This window comes from Pseudomonas reactans, from assembly GCF_013385825.1.
In the GTDB taxonomy this organism is placed as follows: domain Bacteria; phylum Pseudomonadota; class Gammaproteobacteria; order Pseudomonadales; family Pseudomonadaceae; genus Aquipseudomonas; species Aquipseudomonas reactans.
The window spans coordinates 19,220-39,560 of sequence record NZ_JACAPG010000015.1 but is presented as its reverse complement, the minus strand read 5'-3'; the positions used below and the strand labels follow the sequence as shown (position 1 = coordinate 39,560).

19 protein-coding genes and 3 pseudogenes are annotated in these 20,341 nt (G+C 62.8%); 14 read left to right on the top strand and 8 right to left on the bottom strand.

Translation table 11 applies throughout. The features are described 5' to 3' along the window. Window positions 1-89: 89 nt before the first annotated feature. Window positions 90-1,169 (bottom strand): patatin-like phospholipase domain-containing protein, encoded by a 1,080-nt coding sequence (locus HX868_RS19670; RefSeq protein WP_177004099.1) that lies wholly within the window; start codon window positions 1,167-1,169, stop codon window positions 90-92. Between the two features lie 157 nt (window positions 1,170-1,326). On the opposite strand from HX868_RS19670, the gene HX868_RS19665 reads away from it, so the two are divergent. The 4 genes from HX868_RS19665 to HX868_RS19650 are packed head-to-tail and all read left to right on the top strand — an operon-like array spanning window position 1,327 to window position 3,924. Further along, a complete protein-coding gene (locus HX868_RS19665) occupies window positions 1,327-1,629 on the top strand; it encodes a PepSY domain-containing protein (RefSeq protein WP_177004098.1) in 303 nt (100 codons plus the stop codon). After that, window positions 1,629-1,940: a PepSY domain-containing protein gene (locus HX868_RS19660; RefSeq protein ID WP_016980044.1), complete on the top strand. Its 312-nt coding sequence runs from the start codon at window positions 1,629-1,631 to the stop codon at window positions 1,938-1,940. The genes HX868_RS19665 and HX868_RS19660 overlap by 1 nt, the downstream gene beginning before the upstream one ends. Beyond that, the gene (locus HX868_RS19655) at window positions 1,940-2,608 is read left to right on the top strand and encodes a response regulator transcription factor (protein ID WP_177004097.1); all 669 of its coding nucleotides are present in this window, start codon (window positions 1,940-1,942) and stop codon (window positions 2,606-2,608) included. Before HX868_RS19660 ends, HX868_RS19655 begins: the two co-directional genes overlap by 1 nt. After that, entirely contained in the window at window positions 2,605-3,924 is a 1,320-nt protein-coding gene (locus HX868_RS19650; protein ID WP_177004096.1) for a sensor histidine kinase, read from the top strand. The genes HX868_RS19655 and HX868_RS19650 overlap by 4 nt, the downstream gene beginning before the upstream one ends. A gap of 25 nt (window positions 3,925-3,949) precedes the next feature. On the opposite strand, the pseudogene HX868_RS31300 reads toward HX868_RS19650, so the two are convergent. Together HX868_RS31300 and HX868_RS31295 are read right to left on the bottom strand one after the other, a co-directional pair. Then, window positions 3,950-4,537, bottom strand: a pseudogene (locus HX868_RS31300) (methyl-accepting chemotaxis protein); the annotation flags it as partial. Window positions 4,538-4,807: 270 nt separating this feature from the next. Further along, window positions 4,808-5,878: pseudogene (locus HX868_RS31295) on the bottom strand (methyl-accepting chemotaxis protein); the annotation flags it as partial. Between the two features lie 548 nt (window positions 5,879-6,426). Between HX868_RS31295 and HX868_RS19640 the strand changes: the two are divergent. The 6 genes and pseudogenes from HX868_RS19640 to HX868_RS19620 all read left to right on the top strand — a co-directional run bounded on the left by HX868_RS19640 (window position 6,427) and on the right by HX868_RS19620 (window position 12,186). Then, window positions 6,427-7,746 carry a Na+/H+ antiporter family protein gene (locus HX868_RS19640; RefSeq protein WP_163002114.1) on the top strand — a complete coding sequence of 440 codons (1,320 nt, stop codon included), beginning with the start codon at window positions 6,427-6,429 and terminating at the stop codon, window positions 7,744-7,746. Between the two features lie 134 nt (window positions 7,747-7,880). Next, window positions 7,881-8,702 (top strand): annotated as a pseudogene (locus HX868_RS31290) (cache domain-containing protein); the annotation flags it as partial. 36 nt (window positions 8,703-8,738) lie between these two features. Continuing rightward, on the top strand, window positions 8,739-9,560 hold the full coding sequence (locus HX868_RS31285) for a methyl-accepting chemotaxis protein (RefSeq protein ID WP_425504233.1): 822 nt from the start codon (window positions 8,739-8,741) through the stop codon (window positions 9,558-9,560). 102 nt (window positions 9,561-9,662) lie between these two features. Next, complete coding sequence (locus HX868_RS19630; RefSeq protein ID WP_177004094.1) at window positions 9,663-10,331, top strand: RraA family protein; 669 nt, start codon at window positions 9,663-9,665, stop codon at window positions 10,329-10,331. After that, the gene (locus HX868_RS19625) at window positions 10,328-10,987 is read left to right on the top strand and encodes an RraA family protein (RefSeq protein ID WP_095015474.1); all 660 of its coding nucleotides are present in this window, start codon (window positions 10,328-10,330) and stop codon (window positions 10,985-10,987) included. Before HX868_RS19630 ends, HX868_RS19625 begins: the two co-directional genes overlap by 4 nt. Beyond that, window positions 10,984-12,186: a pyridoxal phosphate-dependent aminotransferase gene (locus HX868_RS19620; protein ID WP_177004093.1), complete on the top strand. Its 1,203-nt coding sequence runs from the start codon at window positions 10,984-10,986 to the stop codon at window positions 12,184-12,186. Before HX868_RS19625 ends, HX868_RS19620 begins: the two co-directional genes overlap by 4 nt. Window positions 12,187-12,191: 5 nt before the next feature. Here the strand turns inward: HX868_RS19620 and flgE are convergent, their stop codons facing one another. Continuing rightward, on the bottom strand, window positions 12,192-13,502 hold the full coding sequence (gene flgE, locus HX868_RS19615; RefSeq protein WP_177004092.1) for a flagellar hook protein FlgE: 1,311 nt from the start codon (window positions 13,500-13,502) through the stop codon (window positions 12,192-12,194). Window positions 13,503-13,630: 128 nt separating this feature from the next. Continuing rightward, complete coding sequence (gene trhP / locus HX868_RS19610; protein WP_177004091.1) at window positions 13,631-14,944, bottom strand: prephenate-dependent tRNA uridine(34) hydroxylase TrhP; 1,314 nt, start codon at window positions 14,942-14,944, stop codon at window positions 13,631-13,633. A gap of 226 nt (window positions 14,945-15,170) precedes the next feature. Between trhP and HX868_RS19605 the strand changes: the two genes are divergently transcribed. Genes HX868_RS19605 through HX868_RS19595 form a run of 3 tightly spaced genes read left to right on the top strand, consistent with a single transcriptional unit; the run spans window position 15,171 to window position 16,929 of the window. Next, window positions 15,171-15,434, top strand: a complete 264-nt coding sequence (locus HX868_RS19605; protein WP_177004090.1) for a DUF2790 domain-containing protein — start codon at window positions 15,171-15,173, stop codon at window positions 15,432-15,434. A 42-nt stretch (window positions 15,435-15,476) separates the two neighbouring features. Beyond that, window positions 15,477-15,689 (top strand): hypothetical protein, encoded by a 213-nt coding sequence (locus tag HX868_RS19600; protein WP_095015479.1) that lies wholly within the window; start codon window positions 15,477-15,479, stop codon window positions 15,687-15,689. Window positions 15,690-15,720: 31 nt separating this feature from the next. Further along, on the top strand, window positions 15,721-16,929 hold the full coding sequence (locus HX868_RS19595) for a cytochrome c biogenesis protein DipZ (RefSeq protein WP_177004089.1): 1,209 nt from the start codon (window positions 15,721-15,723) through the stop codon (window positions 16,927-16,929). A gap of 1 nt (window position 16,930) precedes the next feature. Here the strand turns inward: HX868_RS19595 and HX868_RS19590 are convergent, their stop codons facing one another. Genes HX868_RS19590 through HX868_RS19580 form a run of 3 tightly spaced genes read right to left on the bottom strand, consistent with a single transcriptional unit; the run spans window position 16,931 to window position 19,569 of the window. Beyond that, a complete protein-coding gene (locus tag HX868_RS19590) occupies window positions 16,931-17,596 on the bottom strand; it encodes a response regulator transcription factor (protein WP_218168747.1) in 666 nt (221 codons plus the stop codon). Between the two features lie 39 nt (window positions 17,597-17,635). After that, entirely contained in the window at window positions 17,636-18,007 is a 372-nt protein-coding gene (locus tag HX868_RS19585; RefSeq protein WP_177004088.1) for a response regulator transcription factor, read from the bottom strand. Then, on the bottom strand, window positions 18,007-19,569 hold the full coding sequence (locus tag HX868_RS19580; protein WP_177004087.1) for a PAS domain-containing sensor histidine kinase: 1,563 nt from the start codon (window positions 19,567-19,569) through the stop codon (window positions 18,007-18,009). Before HX868_RS19580 ends, HX868_RS19585 begins: the two co-directional genes overlap by 1 nt. A gap of 197 nt (window positions 19,570-19,766) precedes the next feature. On the opposite strand from HX868_RS19580, the gene HX868_RS19575 reads away from it, so the two are divergent. Further along, a complete protein-coding gene (locus HX868_RS19575; RefSeq protein ID WP_177004086.1) occupies window positions 19,767-20,183 on the top strand; it encodes an organic hydroperoxide resistance protein in 417 nt (138 codons plus the stop codon). Window positions 20,184-20,341 lie beyond the last annotated feature (158 nt).

Sequence of the window (20,341 nt, the reverse complement as noted above, 5' to 3'; positions counted from 1 at the left end):
CAGCGTGTTTGACGGGGCGCCTGAGATCAAAAGCAAGATCAAGATCAAGAGCGGCTCGCTTCGCATCGTGGTTAGCGGTAAGTCAGCGTCTACAGGGCCAGTAGTCTCTCGCCCAATTGGCCGTTATCCGCCAGTTGCAGAAACTCATCGCCTAGCCGCTGGCTCTCGCTCATCGCGGTCTGCCAGTACTTGTTACGGCTGGGGTCGTCGCCCATGAAACGCTTGAAGTCGCTGCGATCCGGCAGTTTGCCGTGGGGCAGGCGGGCGAGGTAGTCCTTGGACGGCGCCAGCAGCAATACATCCTGCAAACCCTGCGGGTTGCTGCGTCGCCATGGCAGGCCCTTGTCGAACCAGCCGGGGATGACCCGATCGGTGAAGTGCGGGTACAGCACGATGTCGTCGCCGTGGTAGGGCAGGTCAAGGTGATAGTCCAGCAGGCCGCCGTCGCGGTAGGTGCCGGCGCCTGCACCGGGCAGGTCGCGCACGCCTTGCATCACCATGGGGATCGAGCCCGAGGCCAGCAGGGCCTGGCGTAGGTTGCCCAATTCCAGGGCCAGGAAGCGCGACGGGAAATCCTTCAGGGGATGCACCGGTGGCGCCTGGCGGGGGTCGTGGATGATCAGCCGTTCAAAGTGTCGAGACAGTCGCGCGCGGCCGCGCAGGTTATCGGCGATCACCGACGACAGGCCCAGCCCCAGGCGCCCACGGTGGTCATCGGCAAGCAGGCCGTGGCTCTTGACCACCATGATGTTGAGGCGATAGTCCGGGTTGTCGAGCACCCGTGCATCGCGACCGGCCAGCAAGTCGTCGAGCATGCGCTGACAGCTCTGGCTGACCTCGGCCATGGTCACGCCTTTGGCAAAGCGTTGCTCGTTGTACAGGCGCCCGAGGTCCAGCAGGCCTTGCACCGGGTCGGGCAGGCACGCGCTGGCAAACCGCCAGGAGCCGATGGACGCACCGACCAGAGCCCGCTCCCGTGGCGCGCGGGGTAACCAGTCGCCGAACAGCGCCAGGTCCAATCCCTGGATACCCAGTGCCTTGGGGCCGCCGGCTGCGCCGGGCAGGATGCCGACGTCGGCCGGCGTGAGGCCTTGCTCGCGAATGCGGGCAAAGGCGCGTTTTCCGGCCTTGAGCGTCAGCGCGGGAAACTTGATGTGGATGGCTGTCATACCGGTCTCTGTTCGAGCGAGCGGGGCATTATAGAAAATCTCGCGGAATGTGTGAAAAGGCCTTGCAGGGAATTGCCATGGTGGCAATTCAGTTTCAGTTAAGTTGCAGCGCGTACGGTGACCGGCGTAGGAAAACATCCTGTAACGGAGACTTATCATGAAGCGCCTTACCGCGCTGTTTGCTGCCGGTATCATCGCCCTCACGGCGACCCAGGCCCAAGCCGTGGACCCCGACAAACCACTGAAAGTGCCGGCCACTGTTACTATTGTCGCCTTCGATCAACTGGAAGCCACGGCCCTGGCCCTGCACCCCGGTTCGACACTGCTGGACACCGACCTGGACGAGTCCTACGGCAAGTACGTCTACGAGGTCGAATTGGAGGATGCCCAGGGCATCGAATGGGATGTTGAATTGGACGCGCTCACCGGGCGGGTTCTCAAGAATCATCAGGATACGTAATGAAGGTAAATTTACGCGCCGGCAGTCGAGTGGCGCTGGTGCTCATGGCATTCTGCTCCAGCCTGGCGGCCCGCGACCTCAATCAGGATGAGGCCTTGGCGCTGCGTCAGCAGGGGGTGATCCTGCCGCTGGAGCAACTGTTGCAGCAGGCCATGGCGCGTTACCCCGGCTCACGCCTGCTGGAGGCTGAGCTGGAAAAGAAACACGGCCAATATGCCTATGAAGTTGAACTGGTGACCACCGAAGGCGTGGTGCGCGAGATCAAGCTGGACGCCAGCACCGGTGTGCTGATCAAAGACGAGGAAGATTGATGCGCCTGCTCTTGGTGGAAGATAACGTCCCCCTGGCCGATGAGCTGCTGGCCGGGCTGCAACGCCAGGGCTATGCCGTCGACTGGCTCGCCGATGGTCGCGACGCCGCGTACCAGGGGCGCAGCGAACCCTATGACCTGATTATCCTCGACCTCGGTTTGCCGGGCCTGCCTGGGCTTGAGGTGCTCGCGCAATGGCGCGCTGCTGCGCTGGCCACCCCGGTCCTGGTGCTTACCGCCCGTGACTCCTGGGCCGAGCGCATCGAAGGGCTCAAGGCGGGCGCCGATGATTACCTGAGCAAACCCTTTCACCCCGAGGAACTGCACCTGCGCATTCAGGCGTTGTTGCGCCGCTCCCATGGCCAGGCCAACCAACCCACCTTGCAAGCGGCTGGCCTGCACCTGGACGAAGGCCGTCAGTGCGTGCTGCGCGATGGCGCGGAAATCCAACTGACCGCCGCCGAATTTCGCCTGTTGCGCTACTTCATGCTGCACCCCGAACAGATCCTGTCCAAAAGCCACTTGGCCGAACATTTGTACGACGGTGAGACCGAGCGCGACTCCAATGTGCTGGAAGTCCACGTCAACCACCTGCGCCGCAAATTGGGCCGCAGCGTGATCGAAACCCGGCGCGGCCAGGGTTACCGGTTTGGCGCCAGCCCTACATGAAGTCCATCCAGCGACGCCTGAGCCTGGGGCTGATCAGTGTGATGGTGATCGTCGGCATGGTGCTGGCACAAACCAGCCTGTGGTTGTTTGAAGCCGGTTTGCAGCGTTACCTGGAAGCCGGCTTGCGCAACGATGCCGAAAACCTGTTGGTGGCGCTGGTGCGTGGACCCAACGGCGTGCAGTTGGATGAGCAACGCCTGTCGCCAGCCTATCAGCGTCCGTTTTCCGGGCACTACTTCCGCATCGACTTTGCCGATACCCACTGGCGCTCGCGCTCGCTGTGGGATCAGGAACTGCCGCGCCTGCCCGAAGCCGGAATCAAGGGCAATCTGCAACTGGGGCCGGAAGGCCAGCAACTGCTGGTGCTGCGTTCGGACTACAAACGCTTTGGCCAACCGATTTCCATCAGCGTGGCCCAGGACTACACCCCGGTGCGGGAAAGTTTCCGTCTCATGCGTCAGATCGGTCTGGTGCTCGGGCTGGCGGCGTTGTTGCTGGTGCTGATCCTGCAGCGGATCACCGTGCGTCGTGCCTTGCGCCCGTTGGAAACCGCGCGCAACCAGATCGCCCAGTTGCAACAGGGCCAGCGTTCACAGCTCGACACCCAGGTGCCGCTGGAACTGGAGCCGCTGGTGGCGCAGATCAACCACCTGCTGGCTCACACCGAAGACAGCCTCAAGCGTTCGCGCAATGCCCTGGGCAACCTCGGCCATGCCCTCAAGACTCCGCTGGCGGTGCTGTTGAGCGCCGCGTCGAGCGAGGCGCTGAAGGATCGTCCCGAACTGAGCAAGCTGTTGCGCGATCAGTTGGAGCAGGTGCAACAACGCCTCAACCGTGAGCTCAACCGCGCGCGCCTGGCCGGGGAAACCCTGCCGGGTGCGCTGTTTGATTGCGAAAAAGAACTGCCCGGCCTGCTTGCCACCCTCAACATGATCCACGGCGAACACCTGGACCTGAGCTACCACGCTGCGCCCGGCCTGCAACTGCCCTGGGACCGAGAAGACCTGTTGGAGCTGCTCGGCAATCTCTTGGATAACGCCTGCAAATGGGCGGATGCCGAGGTGCGCTTGAGCGTCACCGAGGCCGAGCACAGCTACTTGTTGGCGGTGGAAGATGATGGCCCCGGCATTCCTGAACCCCAACGTGATCAGGTGTTCAGCCGGGGCACGCGCCTGGATGAACAGATCGATGGCCATGGCCTGGGGTTGGGGATCGTGCGGGACATCGTCGAGGTGTGGGGCGGGGGGTTGCAGTTGCAGGAAAGCGAGTTGGGCGGGCTGAAAGTGTTGATCGAATTGCCGAAGCGTCAGGGGTAAGCCTGTCGCTCCGACAAGGGTCTGATCACACCCTGAACTGATCCATCAAGCCCTGCTGCTGGTTCGCCAGGCTGTTCAACGCCTGGCTCACCCGTGCCGATTCATTCGCCTGCTCCGACAGCGACTCGGTCACATCGCGAATGGTCGCCACATTGCTGTTGATCTCCTCGGCCACGGCGCTTTGTTCTTCGGCGGCGCTGGCGATTTGCAGGTTCATGTCGCTGATCACCGTCACGGCGTCGCCAATCTGGCGCAAGGCCGTCACGGCTTGCCCAACCTGCTCGACACTGCCCTGGGCCTGGCGATAGCTGTTGCCCATGGCGCCGACCACCTCTTCGGTGCCGCTTTGCAGGTGCTCGATGACCACGCGGGTTTCTTCAACCGATTCCTGGGTGCGTTGCGCCAGGTTGCGCACTTCGTCCGCCACCACCGCAAAGCCACGGCCGGCCTCACCGGCGCGGGCGGCTTCGATGGCGGCGTTAAGGGCTAGCAAGTTGGTCTGCTCGGCAATGCCGCGAATCACTTCGAGCACCGAACCGATTTTTTCGCTATTGGCGGCCAGGCCTTCGACCTGGGTCATGGCCGTGCTCATGTCCGCCGCCAACTCCCCGATATTACGCGTGGTGTGGTCGATCACCTTCAAGCCATCACGGGTGGCCTGGTCGGCGTCGCGGGCGGCTTGTGCCGCCTGGGCAGCGCTGCGCGCCACGTCTTGGGCCGTGGCACTCATCTCATGGGACGCGGTGGCCACCTGGTCGACCTGGCGGTATTGCTGTTCCATGCCGGCGCTGGTTTCAGTGGCAATCGCAGCGGATTGATCCGCAGTGCCACGGGCGTCCTGCACCGAGCGTTTTACCTCGGCAATGATCGGTTGCAGCTTGTCGAGGAAGCGATTGAACCAGCCGGCCAACTGGCCCAGTTCGTCCTGTTTGTCGTAGGCCAGGCGGCGGGTGAGGTCGCCTTCACCGCTGGCGATGTCTTCCAGCATGCGGGCCACGCCGAGGATCGGGCGGGTCACGCTGCGTGCCATCAACCACACCAGGATCAAGCCGACCACCGCAGCCAGCAGGCCTAGGCCCAGTTCCAGCAAGGTGCCACGGGTGTTATCGGCGTCCATCTGTGCTTTCAGCGCTTCAGCAGGGCCGACCAGGACTTTCTCCGGCACATCGAGCAACACGCCCCAGGACTTGCCGTCCGGGATTGGCGCGAACGGTGCCAGTACCTTCAGTTGGTGGTCAGTCCGCAGGCTACGGATTTGCGTGCTGCTGGCCAGGGCGCCGATCAATTGCGCACCGTTGGCGGTATCGACCTGGTCCAAGCGTTGGCTGAGCTTGCTCGCGTCCGGGCTGTAGCCGGCGAGCAAACCGGTGGGGCTGAGGATGCTGACCTGGGTCTGGCCGTCGTACAGCTTGTGGCTGGCCTGTTGGCTCACGGCCTGCAGGCTGTTGAGGTTGATGTCTACCGACAGCGAGGCGATGACTTTGCCGTTGACCATCAACGGGAAGACGATGCTGGTCATCAGCACGTTTTGCCCGTTGATTCTGTAGAAATACGGTTCGATCACGCACGGCTTGAGCGTGGTGCGTGGGCAGGTGAACCAGGCGTTGGCCTTTTCACCGCTGGGACCGACGCTGGTGTCGGACATGTCGCTTTCCGGCAGTGCCATCGACTCCAGCTTGCCGGGTGTCGGTTGCGACCAGTACAGGGCGAAGCGGCCTTTGTCGTTACTGCCCAACTCGGCCTGGCCGGCGAACAGCTCATCCTTGCCGTCCAGGGCGTTGGCTTCGAACACCAGGGACAGGCCGAGCAAATCCGGGTTGGCCTGCAACGCAGCCTTGACCTGGCGGGTCAGGTCTTCGCGGGTGTCGAAGGCATCGAGAAAGCGCTTCTCGGCCTGCTCACGCAAAAACAGCACCTGGCGGGAAAAACCATGGCCGTACTGATAGGCGTCCATGAATTGGCGACGAATACCCAATGCCTGCACTTCGCCTTGGGCCTCGATGCGCGCCTGGGCGGCCTCATCCAGCATCTGCATGCTGGATGCCTTGACCTGCTGCGAACTCTGCTCCATGCGATACAACGACAGACCCACCAGCAGGGTCACGATTCCCAGCAGGCAGAGGCCAGCGAGCAGGGTGATTTTCCATTGAATGGAGAGCTGTCTAAGCGACATCGGTACATCCTTACCTGAAAACACATAGAGGCTCTATATCGGCGGTTCTGGAGTTTTCTTTATTCAAACAGTCAATTTAAACCTGCTTCTGTGGCGAGCGAGCTTGCTCGCGCTGGAGTGCGTAGCGCTCCCGCCTTTTTTGGGGCCGCTACGCAGCCCAGCGCGAGCAAGCTCGCTCGCCACAGGTTTTTTGACATGTGAACCTGCGTCCGGCAAAGTGCGCGCCCTCTAATAAGACCTCCTTCAAGCCTGCACGCTGGCTGCCACCCTATGGCCGCCTGGGCGCGGGCATGCCTGTTTTTTAAGTTTTTCTGCTTGAGGTAACCATGATTAACGCAGTCATTGCCGCGGTCGGCACCATGCTGGTGCTCAGTTTGTCCCGCGTGCATGTGGTCATCGCCATCATTGTCGGCGCCCTGGTGGGTGGCTTGACCGGTGGCCTGGGCATCGACGCCACGCTCAAGGCCTTCAACGGCGGCTTGGGCGGTGGTGCGACCGTGGCATTGTCCTACGCCTTGCTTGGCGCTTTCGCCGTGGCGATCGCCAAATCCGGCCTGGCCCACGCTCTGGCTGACAAGGCGCTGCTGCTGGTGGACCGCCAGGAAGCCAACGGCGGTAGCCATGTCAAATGGCTGCTGATCGGCCTGTTGTGGGTGGTGGCGATTGCCTCGCAGAACATCCTGCCGATTCATATCGCGTTTATTCCGTTGCTGGTGCCGCCGCTGCTGTACGTGCTGACCAAGCTGCAACTGGATCGCCGCCTGATCGCCTGCGTGATGACCTTCGGCCTGATCACGCCCTACATGTTCTTGCCGGTAGGCTTCGGCAATATCTTCCTCAACCAGATCCTGCTGGCCAACGTGGCCAAAAGCGGGGTGGACATCAGCCAGGTCAACGTCACCCACGCCATGAGCCTGCCAGCCCTGGGCATGGTGGTGGGCTTGCTGGTGGCGGTGTTTATCAGCTACCGCAAGAAGCGCGTGTACGACCTGGAGAAAATCGAGCGCGTCGAGCAAGTGGCGGTGCAATACAACCCGCTGACCCTGCTGGTGGCCGGCCTGGCGATTGCCTCGGCGTTCATCATCCAGCTGTGGCTGGACTCGATGATCATCGGCGCCCTGGCCGGGTTCCTGATTTTCTCGGTGTCGGGCATCGTGCGCTGGCGCGACACCGACGACCTGTTCACCGAAGGCATGAAGATGATGGCCATGATCGGCTTCATCATGATCGCCTCGTCAGGCTTTGCCGAAGTGCTCAAGGCCACGGGTGATGTGCGCTCGCTGGTGGAAACCTCGGCCGCGTTCATCGGGCATAACCGTGGCGTCGGCGCGTTGTTGATGTTGCTGGTGGGCCTGTTGGTGACCATGGGCATCGGCTCGTCGTTCTCCACGGTGCCGATCCTGGCCGCGATTTTTGTGCCGCTGTGCGTGCAACTGGGCTTCAGCCCGGTGGCCATCGTGTGCATCGTCGGCACGGCCGGTGCCCTGGGTGATGCCGGTTCGCCGGCCTCGGACTCTACCCTCGGCCCGACCTCCGGCCTGAATGTCGACGGTCAGCACCACCATATCTGGGACACGGTGGTACCGACGTTCTTGCACTACAACATCCCTCTGCTGGCCTTCGGCTGGCTGGCCGCCATGACCCTTTGACATCCCCCAACCTGTAGGAGCCGGCTTGCCGGCGATGGCGTCCGCGAGACCACTATCGCCAAGCCGGCTCCTACAGGTATTTCGCAACTGGTCGATAACCTCTCAAGTCGCCACGAATAAGAGAGAGAAAAGCCATGCGTCTGAGCCTCAAGGCCAAAGTCCTGTCCCTCGCCGTAGTGCCGGTGTTGCTGTTTGCCGTGGTCATCAGCCTGACCACCGTGTGGATCCTGCAGGGGCAGGCGCGCAACGAGGTGGATGAAACCCGCCAGCGCCTGCTCAACGACGCCAAGGCCACGCTGCAAAGTTATGTCGAGGTGGCCATGACCACCATCAAGCCGCTCTACGACGCGGCGGCCCCCGGCGATACCGCCGCCCGCGCCCAAGTGGTCAAGCTCCTGTCGAACACCAGCTACGGCAAGGACGGTTATTTCTTCGGCTACGACTCCGAGACCATCCGCCTGTTCAAGGGCAACAGCCCCGACGGCGTGGGCAAGAGCTTCAAGGACAACCGCGACCCCAATGGCGTGTACGTCAACCGTGACCTGGTCAAGGTCGGCAAGGACGGCACTCACTACCTGCAATACAGCTCGACCCAGCCCGGCCAGACCGAACTGGTGCCCAAGCTCGGCTACACCGAATACCTGCCGAAATGGGACATGGTCATCGGCACCTCGGTGAACCTGGATGGCATCGAAGCCCAGGTGGCGGTGGTCGAAGCCAAGGTGCAGAAGCGCATGGAGGGCGTGCTGCTGAGCATTCTCGGCGTGGCGGTGGTGGTGCTGTTGGTGATCGCGGCCGTGGGCATGTTGCTGGCCAATGCCATCCTGCGTCCGCTGCACCTGATGAAAGCCAACCTTGACGACATTGCGGCCGGCGAAGGTGACTTGACCCGCCGCCTGGCCATCACCAGCCAGGATGAACTGGGTGACCTGGCGGGCGCGTTCAACCGGTTTGTCGACAAGATCCACGGCCTGGTGCGCCAGATCACCGAGATGACCAGCCAACTCACCGGCCTGGTCAGCCAGGTCTCCGACCAGGCCCAGCGCTCCGAACAGGCCATGGAACGCCAGCGCCATGAGACCGATCAGGTCGCCACTGCGATCAACCAGATGTCCTCGGCCGCGCACGAAGTGGCGCGCAGTGCCCAGGGCGCCTCGGTCGCGGCCCAGCAGACTGACGCCGAAGGCCAGGCTGCCAAACGCGTGGTGGACGGCAGCATCGCGCAGATCCATGCGTTGGTGAACGATATCCGTAGCAGCGGCGTATCCCTCGACAGTCTGCAGCAGGATGTGGCTTCCATTGTCAGTGTACTCAGCGTGATCCGCTCCATCGCCGAGCAGACCAACCTGCTGGCGCTCAACGCCGCCATCGAAGCGGCGCGGGCAGGGGAAGCCGGACGTGGATTTGCAGTGGTCGCCGACGAAGTGCGCGCCCTGGCCAGCCGTACTCAGACCAGTACCCAGGAAATCCAGGGCATGATCGACCGCCTGCAAAAAGGCACCGAGGCTGCGGTGGAGGCCATGCGCCGTTCCAGCGATGCTGGCGACGGCACCTCGGCCCAGGCCAACGAAGCCGGGGCGTCTTTGGACACCATGGCCCAGTTGATCGGCACCATCAATTCGATGAACGCCCAGATTGCCAGCGCCGCCGAGGAGCAGACCGCCGTGGCCGAAGAGATCAACCGCAGCGTGCATCAGATTGCCGTGGCGGTGGACAGCGTGGCCGATGAGACCCAACTGGGCGCCCAGACGTCCCGCAGCCTGGCGGATCTGGGCCAGCGCCTGGGGCAGTTGGTCGGCCAGTTCCGGATCTGATAATTCATAGGTAAAGCGTATGTTTGCCTAACGTTAATACGAATATACCTATCACCGCCCCTCAGTGAGACTTGAGCCCCAACCACAACAGGGGCTCATCTCATGTCACTTGTCGACTCGCTTCAGCGCCTGGCTGAACTCGATACCAATACGGTTTCCGACGCACTGGATTTCCTGCAACTGCCGGGCGCGGTGGTCGGCATCCGTCCGCTGTGGGACTGTCCCAAAGTGGTCGGCCGGGCCAGCACGGTCAAACTGGCCCCCAAGACCGACGACGCGCCCACGGCGCATCTTATTTCTCCGGTGATCGACGCCATTACCACGCATGACCGCGTGCTGGTGATTGCGGGCGGCATCGATGGCATTTCCTGCTGGGGCGACATCATCGCCAACGCCGCCGTCGCCAAGCACATCCGAGGTTCGGTGATCGACGGTTTCAGCCGTGACATCGACGGCACCGCGTCCATTGGTTATCCGGTGTATGGCCGTGGCGTGACCATGATCAGCGCGCGTAACCGCGTGGTGCAGGTGGACGCCGGCGTCACCCTCAACGTCGGCGGTGTTGACGTCTCGCAAGATGACTTCGTGATCGCCGACCGCTGCGGCACGGTGTTCATCCCGGCTGCGGTGATCGAGCAGGTGCTCGACCTGGGCGAGCGCATCGCCGCCCGTGAAGCGGGCATGGTCGACGCGGTGCGCAGTGGCCGCTCGGTCGCCGATGTGATGCACGACAGCCAATTCGAAGCCATCCACGTGGAGTCTGCCCGATGAACGATCAACACTTGGTTGCCCTGTTCGAAGGGCTGGACACCCCTGGCGTCTCGGATGCCATGGACAAGCTGGGCATCCCCGGCCAATGCCTGGGCATCGCGCCGCTGGATAACTACCGTGGCACTGTGGTCGGTCCGGCGTTTACCGTGCAATACGTACCGGCCAACACGCCGCCGGGCTCGGTGGGCGACTTCATCGAAGACGTGCTGCCAGGGGATGTGGTGGTCATCGCCAACGCCGGGCGCACCGACTGCACAGTGTGGGGCGACATCATGACCCAGTACGCCGGCGCGCGCGGGATTGCCGCCACGGTGATCGACGGCGTGTGCCGCGACGTCAGCAAAGCCCTGGGCGATGGCTACCCGATGTTCAGCCGAGGCCGCTACATGCGTACCGGCAAGGACCGCGTCGAAGTGCTGTCGGTGAACCAGCCTGTGGCGATCAGCGAAACCCGCGTGTGTGCCCGGGACATCGTAGTGGCCGACGCCAACGGCGTGCTGGTGGTGCCCCGCGCTCGTGCCGCTGAAGTGGCGCAGGTCGCACGGCAGATCGAAGCGGTGGAGTCGCAGATCCGCGCACAGATCGAGGCAGGCAAGACGTTGAAGCAGGCCCGTGAATCCCTGGGGTATCACACCTTGCAGAGGAAGGGCTCATGAATACCCTGAACAAGCGCCTGGCCCAGGCGCAACCGTCCGCCACCTACCGCATCATCGACCGCGTCGCCGCGCGCCGGGCCGTAGGCGCAACCATCATTTCGTTGTGCGCTGGAGAGCCAGACTTCGATACGCCGGAGCACATTCGCCAGGCCGGCATCGAGGCGATCCGCAACGGCCATACGCGCTACACCCAGGTCGCTGGCGTGCGGGCCCTGCGCGCAGCGGTGGCGGAGAAATTCCGTCGCGAAAACGGCCTGGACGTGACCTGGCAAGACACCCTTGTCAGCAACGGCGGCAAGCACGTGATCTACAACGCACTCGCCGCCACCCTGAACGACGGCGACGAAGTGATCGTGCCCGCGCCGTACTGGGTCAGTTACCCGGAAATGGTCGAGCTGTGCGGCGGCACGTCGAAGATTGTGCCGTGCAGCGCCGAGGACGGCTTCAAACTGACCCCGGCCGCACTCGATCAGGCGATCACCCCCAGCACCCGCTGGCTGATCCTCAACTCACCGTCCAACCCGACGGGCGCCGTCTACAATCGCCCGCAATTGCAGGCGCTGGCCGACGTGTTGCTCAAGCATCCCCATGTGCTGGTGCTGGCGGATGATATCTACGAGCATCTGCTGTTCGACGGCCAGGCCTTCCACACCTTGGCCCAGGTAGAGCCGCGTTTGGCGCCTCGGGTGCTGACCATGAACGGCGTCTCCAAGGCCTACGCCATGACCGGCTGGCGCATCGGCTTTGCCACCGGCCCGCGCTGGCTGCTGGAGGCCATGGAGAAACTCCAGGGCCAGCAGACCTCGGGGGCCAGCGCGATTTCCCAGCATGCCGCCATTGCTGCCTTGAACGGGCCACAGGACTTTATCCACCAATCAAGGGCGGTCTTCGAGACGCGCCGCGACTTGGTCGTGTCCCTGCTCAACGCCACGCCTGGATTGGAATGCATCCGCCCAAGCGGCGCGTTCTACGCCTTTGCCTCTTGCGCCGGACTACTGGGGCGCACCACGGCCGCCGGCACCTTGCTGGAGACAGACGAGGATGTCGCCCACGCCTTGCTCGACGAAGCCAGCGTGGCCGTGGTGCACGGCAGCGCGTTCGGCCTGGCGCCGTACCTGCGGATCGCCTATGCGCTGGATGACGATTCGTTGCGCCAGGCTTGCGCGGCGATTCACCGGTTCTGCGCAGCGACGCGTTAGCGGTGTCACGTCATCTGGATCAACGTCTTCATGATCGTGCTTTCGGTCGAGATGGTTTTCGCGTTCGCCTGGTAGTTGCTCTGGGCCTTGATCAGCTCGACCAGCTCGTTGGTCAGGTTGACGTTGGAGTTCTCCAGCGCGTTGGCCTTGATTGAGCCCAGAGTGCCGGCTTGCGGAGTGTCGTAACCCGGTTGACCCGAGGCGAACGTCTCTCTCCAGGCGGTTCCGCCAGCCGGTTGCAGGCCCTGTTCGTTGTTGAAGCTGGCGAGGGAAATCTGGCCGATGGCCTTGCTCTGCTGGTTGCTGAAGGTGGCGAACAGAACACCGCTGCCGTCGATTTTCAGGCCGGTGATCTGGCCGGTAGCGTAGCCATCGGTGATCGGTGGATTGCGGTAAGTGGCCGAGTTGTATTGGGTGATGTTAGCCAAGTTGACGGCGATACCTGCCGGGTGGGTGTCTGCACCGTTTGCCTTCCACACGCCGTTGGTCACCGTGCCGGGGACCCAGCCGGCAACGGTCAGGGTCTTGTCGGACACGCCGGCGGTCACGACGCTGGTGAGCTTGCCGGCACCGTCGAAGGTCAATGTCGACGGCACGGGCGGGGTGGAAGGTGTGCCGGTGGGCGCAGAGCCGTTCGGGTTGCGCCCGTCGATGAGGGTGTAGGCGTTCCACGTGTTGCCGTCGGTTTTCACCAGGTATTGCACCATCGGGTGCGCGTTGCCCTGGGAGTCATACAACGTGGTGCTGTACTGGGTGCTGAAGGTGCTGGTGTCGTTCGGGTTGAACGGCTTGGCGGCCTGGTTGATAGCCGGCACCGATGCATTCAGGTTGCTGGTCGAGTCGACTTTGGTGGAGGCCTTGGGCGGCAGGCTGGCCAGGTTCAATTGCAGGTCGACCAGGCCGCCCTTGGCGATCTTGCCGTTGGCATCCGCTGCGAAGCCTTGCAGGCGCGAGGTGCCGGTATTGTTGGTGATGTAGCCGTCCTTGTCGGCACGGAAGGCGCCGCTGCGGGTGTACTCCAGCGAGCCGTCTCGGGTCTTCTGTACGAAGAAACCACCGCCCTGTATGCCCATGTCCAAGGTGCCGCCGGTGGTATTGACGTCACCCTGGGTGAACCGTTGGGACACCGCTGCCAGGTTCACACCGTTGCCGATGGTGTTCTGGCCGGTGCCCAGTTTCGTGGCGGCATAGATGTCCGCGAACTCTGCCCGGGATGCCTTGAAACCGGTGGTCGCGACGTTGGCGATATTGTTGCCCGTCACGTCCATCTGTTTGTTGGCGGCGTGGAGACCGCTAAGGCCAATATTGAAAGACATATCAACTCCTTCTGGTGCCGTTGCTGTTCAAGGCTGGGAAGGGTTGAGTGTGCGCAATGCGCATGGACGTTTGCGGGAGGCTGTGTGGAGAAAGGGTGGAGGCCGGGATTAATTTGCCCGGCGCTCTATCAGAGGTCGCGCATCAGCAGGCCAAAGCGCAGGTCCATCTCGGCGGGGAGTGGCAGGTAGACGGTGTGCCCGTCCCCCGGCGCGACGTCGATGGGGTCGCCTTTGGTGTTGTTCAAGGTGGCCAGGTCGAAGTGGAAGTTGCCGGCGGGGGTCATCAATTCCAGGTGATTGCCCACGGCGAAGCGGTTCTTCACCTTGACCTCGGCCAGCTCGCTCCGGCGTTCGCCGGTCAGTTCGCCGACGAACTGCTGGCGTTCCGACACGGAGCTACCGTTCTGGTAATTCTGGTATTCATCGTGCACATGGCGACGCAGGAAACCTTCGGTGTAGCCGCGCTGGGCCAGGGATTCGAGGTCGGTCATCAAGGTGCGGTCGAAGGCGCGACCGGCCACCGCATCATCGATGGCCTGACGGTACACCTGGGTGGTGCGCGCGCAGTAGAAGTGCGACTTGGTGCGGCCTTCGATCTTCAATGAGTGCACGCCCATCCGGGTCAGGCGCTCCACATGCTGCACGGCGCGCAGGTCCTTGGCGTTCATGATGTAGGTGCCGTGTTCGTCCTCGAAGGCGGGCATCTGCTCATCGGGGCGGTTGGCCTCTTGCATCAGGAACACCTGATCGGTGGGTGCGCCAATGCCCAGGGTAGCCTGATATTGCTGGACGATATCCCCCGTGGCGTTTTCCACCGCCGGGGTGGCCTGGTATTTCCAGCGACAAGCATTGGTGCATGTGCCCTGGTTGGCGTCGCGCTTGTTCATGTAACCCGAGAGCAGGCAACGTCCGGAATAGGCCATGCACAACGCACCGTGCACAAACACTTCCAGCTCCATGGCCGGCACCTGCTGGCGGATCTCATCGATCTCTTCCAGCGACAATTCCCGCGACAGGATCACCCGACAGATCCCTTGCTGTTGCCAGAACTCCACGCTGGCCCAGTTCACCGTGTTGGCTTGCACCGACAGATGGATCGGCATCTGGGGGAAATGCCGGCGCACCAGCATGATCAGCCCAGGGTCGGACATGATCAGCGCGTCCGGGCCCATGGCGATCACCGGCGCCAGGTCCTTGAGGAAGGTCTTCAGCTTGGCGTTGTGCGGCGCGATGTTCACCACCACATAAAAGCGCTTGCCCAAGGCGTGGGCTTCCTGGATGCCGAGGGCCAGGTTGGCGTGGTCGAACTCGTTGTTGCGCACCCGCAGGCTGTAGCGCGGCTGGCCGGCGTAGACCGCATCGGCGCCATAGGCAAAGGCGTAGCGCATGTTTTTCAGGGTGCCGGCGGGGGCGAGCAGTTCGGGAGCGAGGATGGGAGGCATGGGCACGGGTCGCAAAAGGTCGCGAAGGTAGCCGAGCGGCGAGGGCGGTTTATTGATCCAGGTCGTCCTTTGGGCTTTTTGTATCGCTGTGTATCGGCAGGGGCTGTGGATACGTATCGATTTATCCGCGCGGTTTTCCGACACAGGCGCGATACCTCAGGGGCTTTTAATTGATTCCAACGAGGCACACACCGCCTCCAACCCTGAAAACCTGGAGTCAACCGCCATGAACACCAAAGCCATCTACGCCGCCTGCCTGTTTGCCGCCCTGAACATCTGCACCTTGTCGGCCCGCGCCGAAGCCGCGACGACCGCGCAAACCTACAACTACGGCACCCACCTGGACATCAAGCAAGTGGTGTCGATGAGCCAGGACTCCAAACCCGCCTGCGGCGTGGTGAATGCGCGCATGACCTACCTGGACTCCCACAACAAGACCCAGGTGCTGGATTACCTCAAGTTCGGCGACGGTTGCGTTGGCGATAACTGAGTCCCGCTGTCCCCTCCCATTGTTTGCCACAGGAAGACCGCCATGAACCCGCTGACCCGCTTTTTGACCGCCACCGCCTTTGCCCTTGCCGGCACTGCCGTGCACGCCAACGCCGCCGTGGAGAAAAACAGCTGCGCCGCCAGCACCTGCTTCCAGCTGACCCCGGTGCAACACGCCGCCGGCCATGACCTGCTGGTGGAGGACGGCAGCCGCCGCACACCGCTCGGCCAGGCGCTGGACCACCAGACGGCGTGAAGCCGTCTTCCCACTCGATAAGGTGAACCTCATGCTACTCATCGCATTCCTGGGCGGCATCCTGACCGTCCTCAGCCCTTGTATCCTGCCGGTGGTGCCGTTTCTGTTCGCCGGCGTCGACCGCACCCGCCGTTCGATCCTGCTGACCCTCGGCGGCATGGTCCTGACCTTCGCACTGATCTCCAGCCTGGCCGTGGTCAGCACGGAGTGGGTGATACAGGCCAATAACACCGGCCGCCATGTGGCGCTGATCGTGATGGCGCTGTTTGCGCTGTCGCTGATCTCGGCGCGGGTCGGCGGCTGGCTGGCGCGACCCTTCGTGTTGTTGGGCAACCGTATCGATCCTGACAGCCGCACGCTGTCCGGCCCGTTGAAGTCGGTCTTGATCGGCGTCGCCACAGGCCTGCTGTGGGCGCCGTGCGCCGGACCGATCCTGGGGGTGATCCTGACCAGCGCGATGTTGCAAGGCGCGAATGCGCAGACCAGCTTGTTGCTGGTGGCCTACGGCCTGGGCAGCGCCTTATCGCTGGGCACCCTGATCTTTGCCGGACGCGGTTTGGTCAATCGACTCAAAACCTCGATTCCTGTGACCGGTTGGCTGCGCCGTGGGGCAGGGGTGGCGGTATTGGCGGCAGCGGTAGTGATCTCCACCGGCGCCGACAAGACCTTACTCGCCGGCACTTCGTCCGAAGGCGTCAGCAGCCTGGAAAAAGGCGTACTCGAAAACGTACCCAAAGTGGTGGATTACGTGGTGAGCAAGGTCAAGGCCGCCCCGGCGCAGGACAATGCCAAGGGCGCCATGCCGTCGCTGGCCGGCGCGGTCGAGTGGCTCAATTCACCCGAACTCACCCGCGAATCCTTGAAAGGCAAAGTGGTGCTGGTGGACTTCTGGACCTATGACTGCATCAACTGCCAGCACACGCTGCCGTATGTGAAGCAATGGGCGAAGCAGTACGAGAAGGACGGCCTGGTGGTGATCGGCGTGCACACCCCGGAATACGGTTATGAGCGCATCATCGGCAACGTCAAGGACCAGGTGCGCAAGCTGGGCATCACCTACCCGGTGGCCATCGACAACAACTACGCGATCTGGCGCAACTTCGACAACCAGTACTGGCCCGCCCATTACCTGATCGACGCCAAGGGGCAAGTGCGTTACACCCACTTCGGCGAAGGTCGTTATGAGGCTCAGGAGCAGATGATCCAGACACTGTTGAACGAGGCCAAGGCCCCTCAGTGACTCAATGCAGCGGCTTTGCCAGCAAAGCCGCCATCTTGACCAGGTCCGCCAACGAGCGGGCCTTCATTTTGCGCATCGCTTTACCACGATGGGCCTTGACCGTGATCTCACTGATCGCCAGGTCGGCAGCGATGACTTTGTTCATATGCCCCGCGACCACCCTTGTCATCACTTCCTGCTCCCGTGGCGTCAAGGTGGCGTAGGCCGCACGCACGACGCGCAACTGATCGTGTTGATCGAGCAGGGTGCGGCTCTTTTCGAGAGCACCGGCAATCGCGGTCAATAGCACGTCGTCATTGAACGGCTTGGTCAGAAACTCCACCGCGCCGGCCTTCATGGCGCGCACCGTCAGGGGGATGTCGCCGTAGCCCGTGATGAAAATAATCGGCGTGTCCGGGCGTTCGTTGGCGATGGCGGCTTGCAGGTCCAGGCCGTTCAGGTCGGGCAGGTTGATGTCCAGCACCAGGCAAGTGGGCACGTCTGTACGCGGCTGGCTCAGAAACGCCTGGGCCGACTCGAACAGTCGGGGTTGCCACTGGGCGAACCGTATCAGCAACTCCAGGGATTCGCGCACGGAAACATCGTCATCGACAACGAATACGATCGGCTGGGTGTCGGTCATCGGCGCGGCTCTGCGTGCATGGGCGATGGGGTGAGTCGAGTACATCATGATAGCTCCTTCAAGATAGCTCCCTGCTGGAGCGGTTCAGTCGACTGGAAAGGCCGCGCTCAGCGCTTTGAGCAATTGCGCTTCGCTGAACGGCTTCATCAGGCAGTCCACCACGCCGGTGCGCATCAGTTTCAGCCGGTCGCCGGCATCGCCATGGGCAGTGATAAAGATCACCGGAATGCCGTGGCCGCGCAGTTGGAGGGTGGCGTGCAGTTCCGGGCCGGACATGCCTGGCATCGCCACATCCAGGATCAGGCAGCGCGTACCCGTCACATGGGGCGATGACAGGAACGCTGGCGCCGAGGAAAACGCCTCGACCGCAAAACCGAATTCCCGGAGCAGGTCCGGCAGGGATTCGCGCACCGATTCGTCATCATCGACAACCGCTATGAGTACAGGCTGTTCCATCAGATTCCCTCCTTGGTCGAGTCGGCGTCCTGGTCGGTCATGCGGGGCAGGGCAAATTGGAAGGTCGCCCCAAGCCCGCTATGGGCGGTGGCCGACAAGACGCCATCATGGCGCTCGATAATGGAGCGGCTGATGGACAGACCTATCCCCATCCCGGTGGCCTTGGTGGTGTAGAACGCCTGGAACAGGCGCTCGACATCCTGCGGGTCGAAACCGTTGCCGTTGTCCTTTACGGCAAGGTAGACACCCTGGTGTTCGTCCAGGCCAGTGGTGACATGCAGGTGCCGCGAACGCCCCGTCATGGTGTTCATCGCCTCAATGGCATTGAGGATCAAGTTGAGGATCACTTGTTGCAGCTGCACGCGGTCGGCCTTGACGCCGGGCAGGGCGTCGGCAAATGCCGGGTGCAGTTTCACGTCATTGCGCTGCAGTTCACCCAACAGCATGGCGATGACCTCTCGCGCCGCTTCGTTCAAGTCGACCGGTTCGAGGGTGATGCACTTTTTCGAAAACAGCGCACGCAGGCGGTTGATCACCTCGGCGGCGCGATTGCCATCGCGGATGGTACGCCGCGCGGTCTCCAGGGCACCGGCGACATTTGGTGGGTCGGCGCCCAGCATGCGCAGGCAGGTGCTGGCATTGGTGATGATGCCTGCCAACGGCTGATTGACTTCGTGGGCGATCGAGGCGGTCACAGTGCTCAGGCTCGCCACGCGTGCCAGGTGCGCCAGCTCCGAGCGGACCTTGCTCAGGGTTTCTTCCGATAATTGACGTTCGATAGCGATGCTGGCCGCCAGCATTTCGGCGCGTTTACGGTCTTCGATATCCGTGTTTTCTCCGTACCAGCGCACGACCGCGCCCCATTCGTCCCGTTGCGGCACCGCCCGCACCAGGAACCAGCGATAGTCGCCGTCGAAGCGACGCAGCCGTGCCTCGTATTCTCCGGCTTCGCCAGCCTGCAGTAAGGCGCCCCAGTATCGCGCCAGTGGCTGGGCATCGTCGGGGTGGACCGAGCGCGCCCAGCCAATGCCGCGCGCTTCGTCCAGGCTCATGCCGGTGTAGTCGCACCAACGCTGGTTGACGAAACCGACACTGCCATCCGGCTCCGCGCTCCAGACAAATCCGGGAATGGCATTGATGATGTTGCTGAGGCGGTCTTGCGAGGCGCTGACTTCGGCCAGTGCATGGGCGATCAAGGCTTTGTCGCGCTTTTGCTCGTTGATGTCCACGCTGATCACCCACCAGCGAAGGATCCGGCCCTGGCTGTCGCGCATCGGCTTGCCGTCACTGACGAACCAGCGGTAGGCACCGTCCGCCTGCTGCAGGCGCAGTTCCTTGCGATAGGGCTCGCCACTGCGAACGGCTTCGCGCCATGCGTTGACCGTGCCCTGCAGGTCATCCGGGTGCACGGCCGCCTGCCATCCACATCCGACGGCCGCGCTGGCACTGCGTCCGGTGTAGGTGCACCAGCCTTGGTTGACGTAGTCGACGTTGCCATCCGCCAACGCGGTGAATGCCACCCCAGGCAGTGCATCGACGACGCGATCGAATTCGTTCGACATACCGGTTCTCTAGTGACAGGCGCCGTGCGCAGAGAATGCCCTGTGGGCGGCTGTTCGCCCATCATACTTAGGTGTCGCATGCCCACGCTGGCGGGCAGGCGAACGATACCATCGTGTTATCGATGGCGGGCACGTGTTCTGTTCTGATTGAGCCGCGCACCCCGAGTGCGCATTCCTCAGTTTCCCGGAGCTCTGCCATGACCGCCAAAAAAGTACTCTATACCGCTAAAGTCCATACCACCGGTGCGCGCGACGGGGGCACCTCGCGCAGTGACGACGGGCGGCTGGACATCCTTCATTCACTGCCAGGTTCCAAAGGCAGCGGCACCAACCCCGAGCAACTGTTCGCTGCCGGCTGGTCGGCTTGCTTCGACGGCGCTCTGGGGTTGGCGGCGCGCACATTGAAGGTTGACCTGCCGGCTGACGTGGCCATCGATGCTGAAGTCGACTTGTGCCTGGAGGGCGATGCGTACTTCCTGCGGGCACGCCTGAACATCAGCCTGCCGGGGCTGGAGCGCCATGTGGCGTTGGCGCTGATTGAAAGCGCCCACCAGACGTGCCCGTACTCCAAAGCGGTGCGTGGCAACATCGACGTGGTGCTGAACCTGGCTTGAATGTAAGCCACTGTATCCAGCAAGACTGACGTTACACAGCCATTCAAACCTGCCGCTCTGCCGACATGCCGCAGATACACGCGCTGCGCAGCATTGCAGCAGGTTTGGCGTCATCCGACGCTGACAGATGTCGAAGGCTGTGAACACGATGAAAGCTG

What these genes read in the sequence shown, in the direction of transcription:
- HX868_RS19670 (WP_177004099.1), bottom strand. Translation starts at nt 1,169, where the DNA reads ATGACAGCCATCCACATCAAGTTTCCCGCGCTGACGCTCAAGGCCGGA.
- HX868_RS19665 (WP_177004098.1), top strand. Translation starts at nt 1,327, where the DNA reads ATGAAGCGCCTTACCGCGCTGTTTGCTGCCGGTATCATCGCCCTCACG.
- HX868_RS19660 (WP_016980044.1), top strand. Translation starts at nt 1,629, where the DNA reads ATGAAGGTAAATTTACGCGCCGGCAGTCGAGTGGCGCTGGTGCTCATG.
- HX868_RS19655 (WP_177004097.1), top strand. Translation starts at nt 1,940, where the DNA reads ATGCGCCTGCTCTTGGTGGAAGATAACGTCCCCCTGGCCGATGAGCTG.
- HX868_RS19650 (WP_177004096.1), top strand. Translation starts at nt 2,605, where the DNA reads ATGAAGTCCATCCAGCGACGCCTGAGCCTGGGGCTGATCAGTGTGATG.
- HX868_RS31285 (WP_425504233.1), top strand. Translation starts at nt 8,739, where the DNA reads ATGACCAGCCAACTCACCGGCCTGGTCAGCCAGGTCTCCGACCAGGCC.
- HX868_RS19630 (WP_177004094.1), top strand. Translation starts at nt 9,663, where the DNA reads ATGTCACTTGTCGACTCGCTTCAGCGCCTGGCTGAACTCGATACCAAT.
- HX868_RS19625 (WP_095015474.1), top strand. Translation starts at nt 10,328, where the DNA reads ATGAACGATCAACACTTGGTTGCCCTGTTCGAAGGGCTGGACACCCCT.
- HX868_RS19620 (WP_177004093.1), top strand. Translation starts at nt 10,984, where the DNA reads ATGAATACCCTGAACAAGCGCCTGGCCCAGGCGCAACCGTCCGCCACC.
- flgE (WP_177004092.1), bottom strand. Translation starts at nt 13,502, where the DNA reads ATGTCTTTCAATATTGGCCTTAGCGGTCTCCACGCCGCCAACAAACAG.
- trhP (WP_177004091.1), bottom strand. Translation starts at nt 14,944, where the DNA reads ATGCCTCCCATCCTCGCTCCCGAACTGCTCGCCCCCGCCGGCACCCTG.
- HX868_RS19605 (WP_177004090.1), top strand. Translation starts at nt 15,171, where the DNA reads ATGAACACCAAAGCCATCTACGCCGCCTGCCTGTTTGCCGCCCTGAAC.
- HX868_RS19600 (WP_095015479.1), top strand. Translation starts at nt 15,477, where the DNA reads ATGAACCCGCTGACCCGCTTTTTGACCGCCACCGCCTTTGCCCTTGCC.
- HX868_RS19595 (WP_177004089.1), top strand. Translation starts at nt 15,721, where the DNA reads ATGCTACTCATCGCATTCCTGGGCGGCATCCTGACCGTCCTCAGCCCT.
- HX868_RS19590 (WP_218168747.1), bottom strand. Translation starts at nt 17,596, where the DNA reads ATGTACTCGACTCACCCCATCGCCCATGCACGCAGAGCCGCGCCGATG.
- HX868_RS19585 (WP_177004088.1), bottom strand. Translation starts at nt 18,007, where the DNA reads ATGGAACAGCCTGTACTCATAGCGGTTGTCGATGATGACGAATCGGTG.
- HX868_RS19580 (WP_177004087.1), bottom strand. Translation starts at nt 19,569, where the DNA reads ATGTCGAACGAATTCGATCGCGTCGTCGATGCACTGCCTGGGGTGGCA.
- HX868_RS19575 (WP_177004086.1), top strand. Translation starts at nt 19,767, where the DNA reads ATGACCGCCAAAAAAGTACTCTATACCGCTAAAGTCCATACCACCGGT.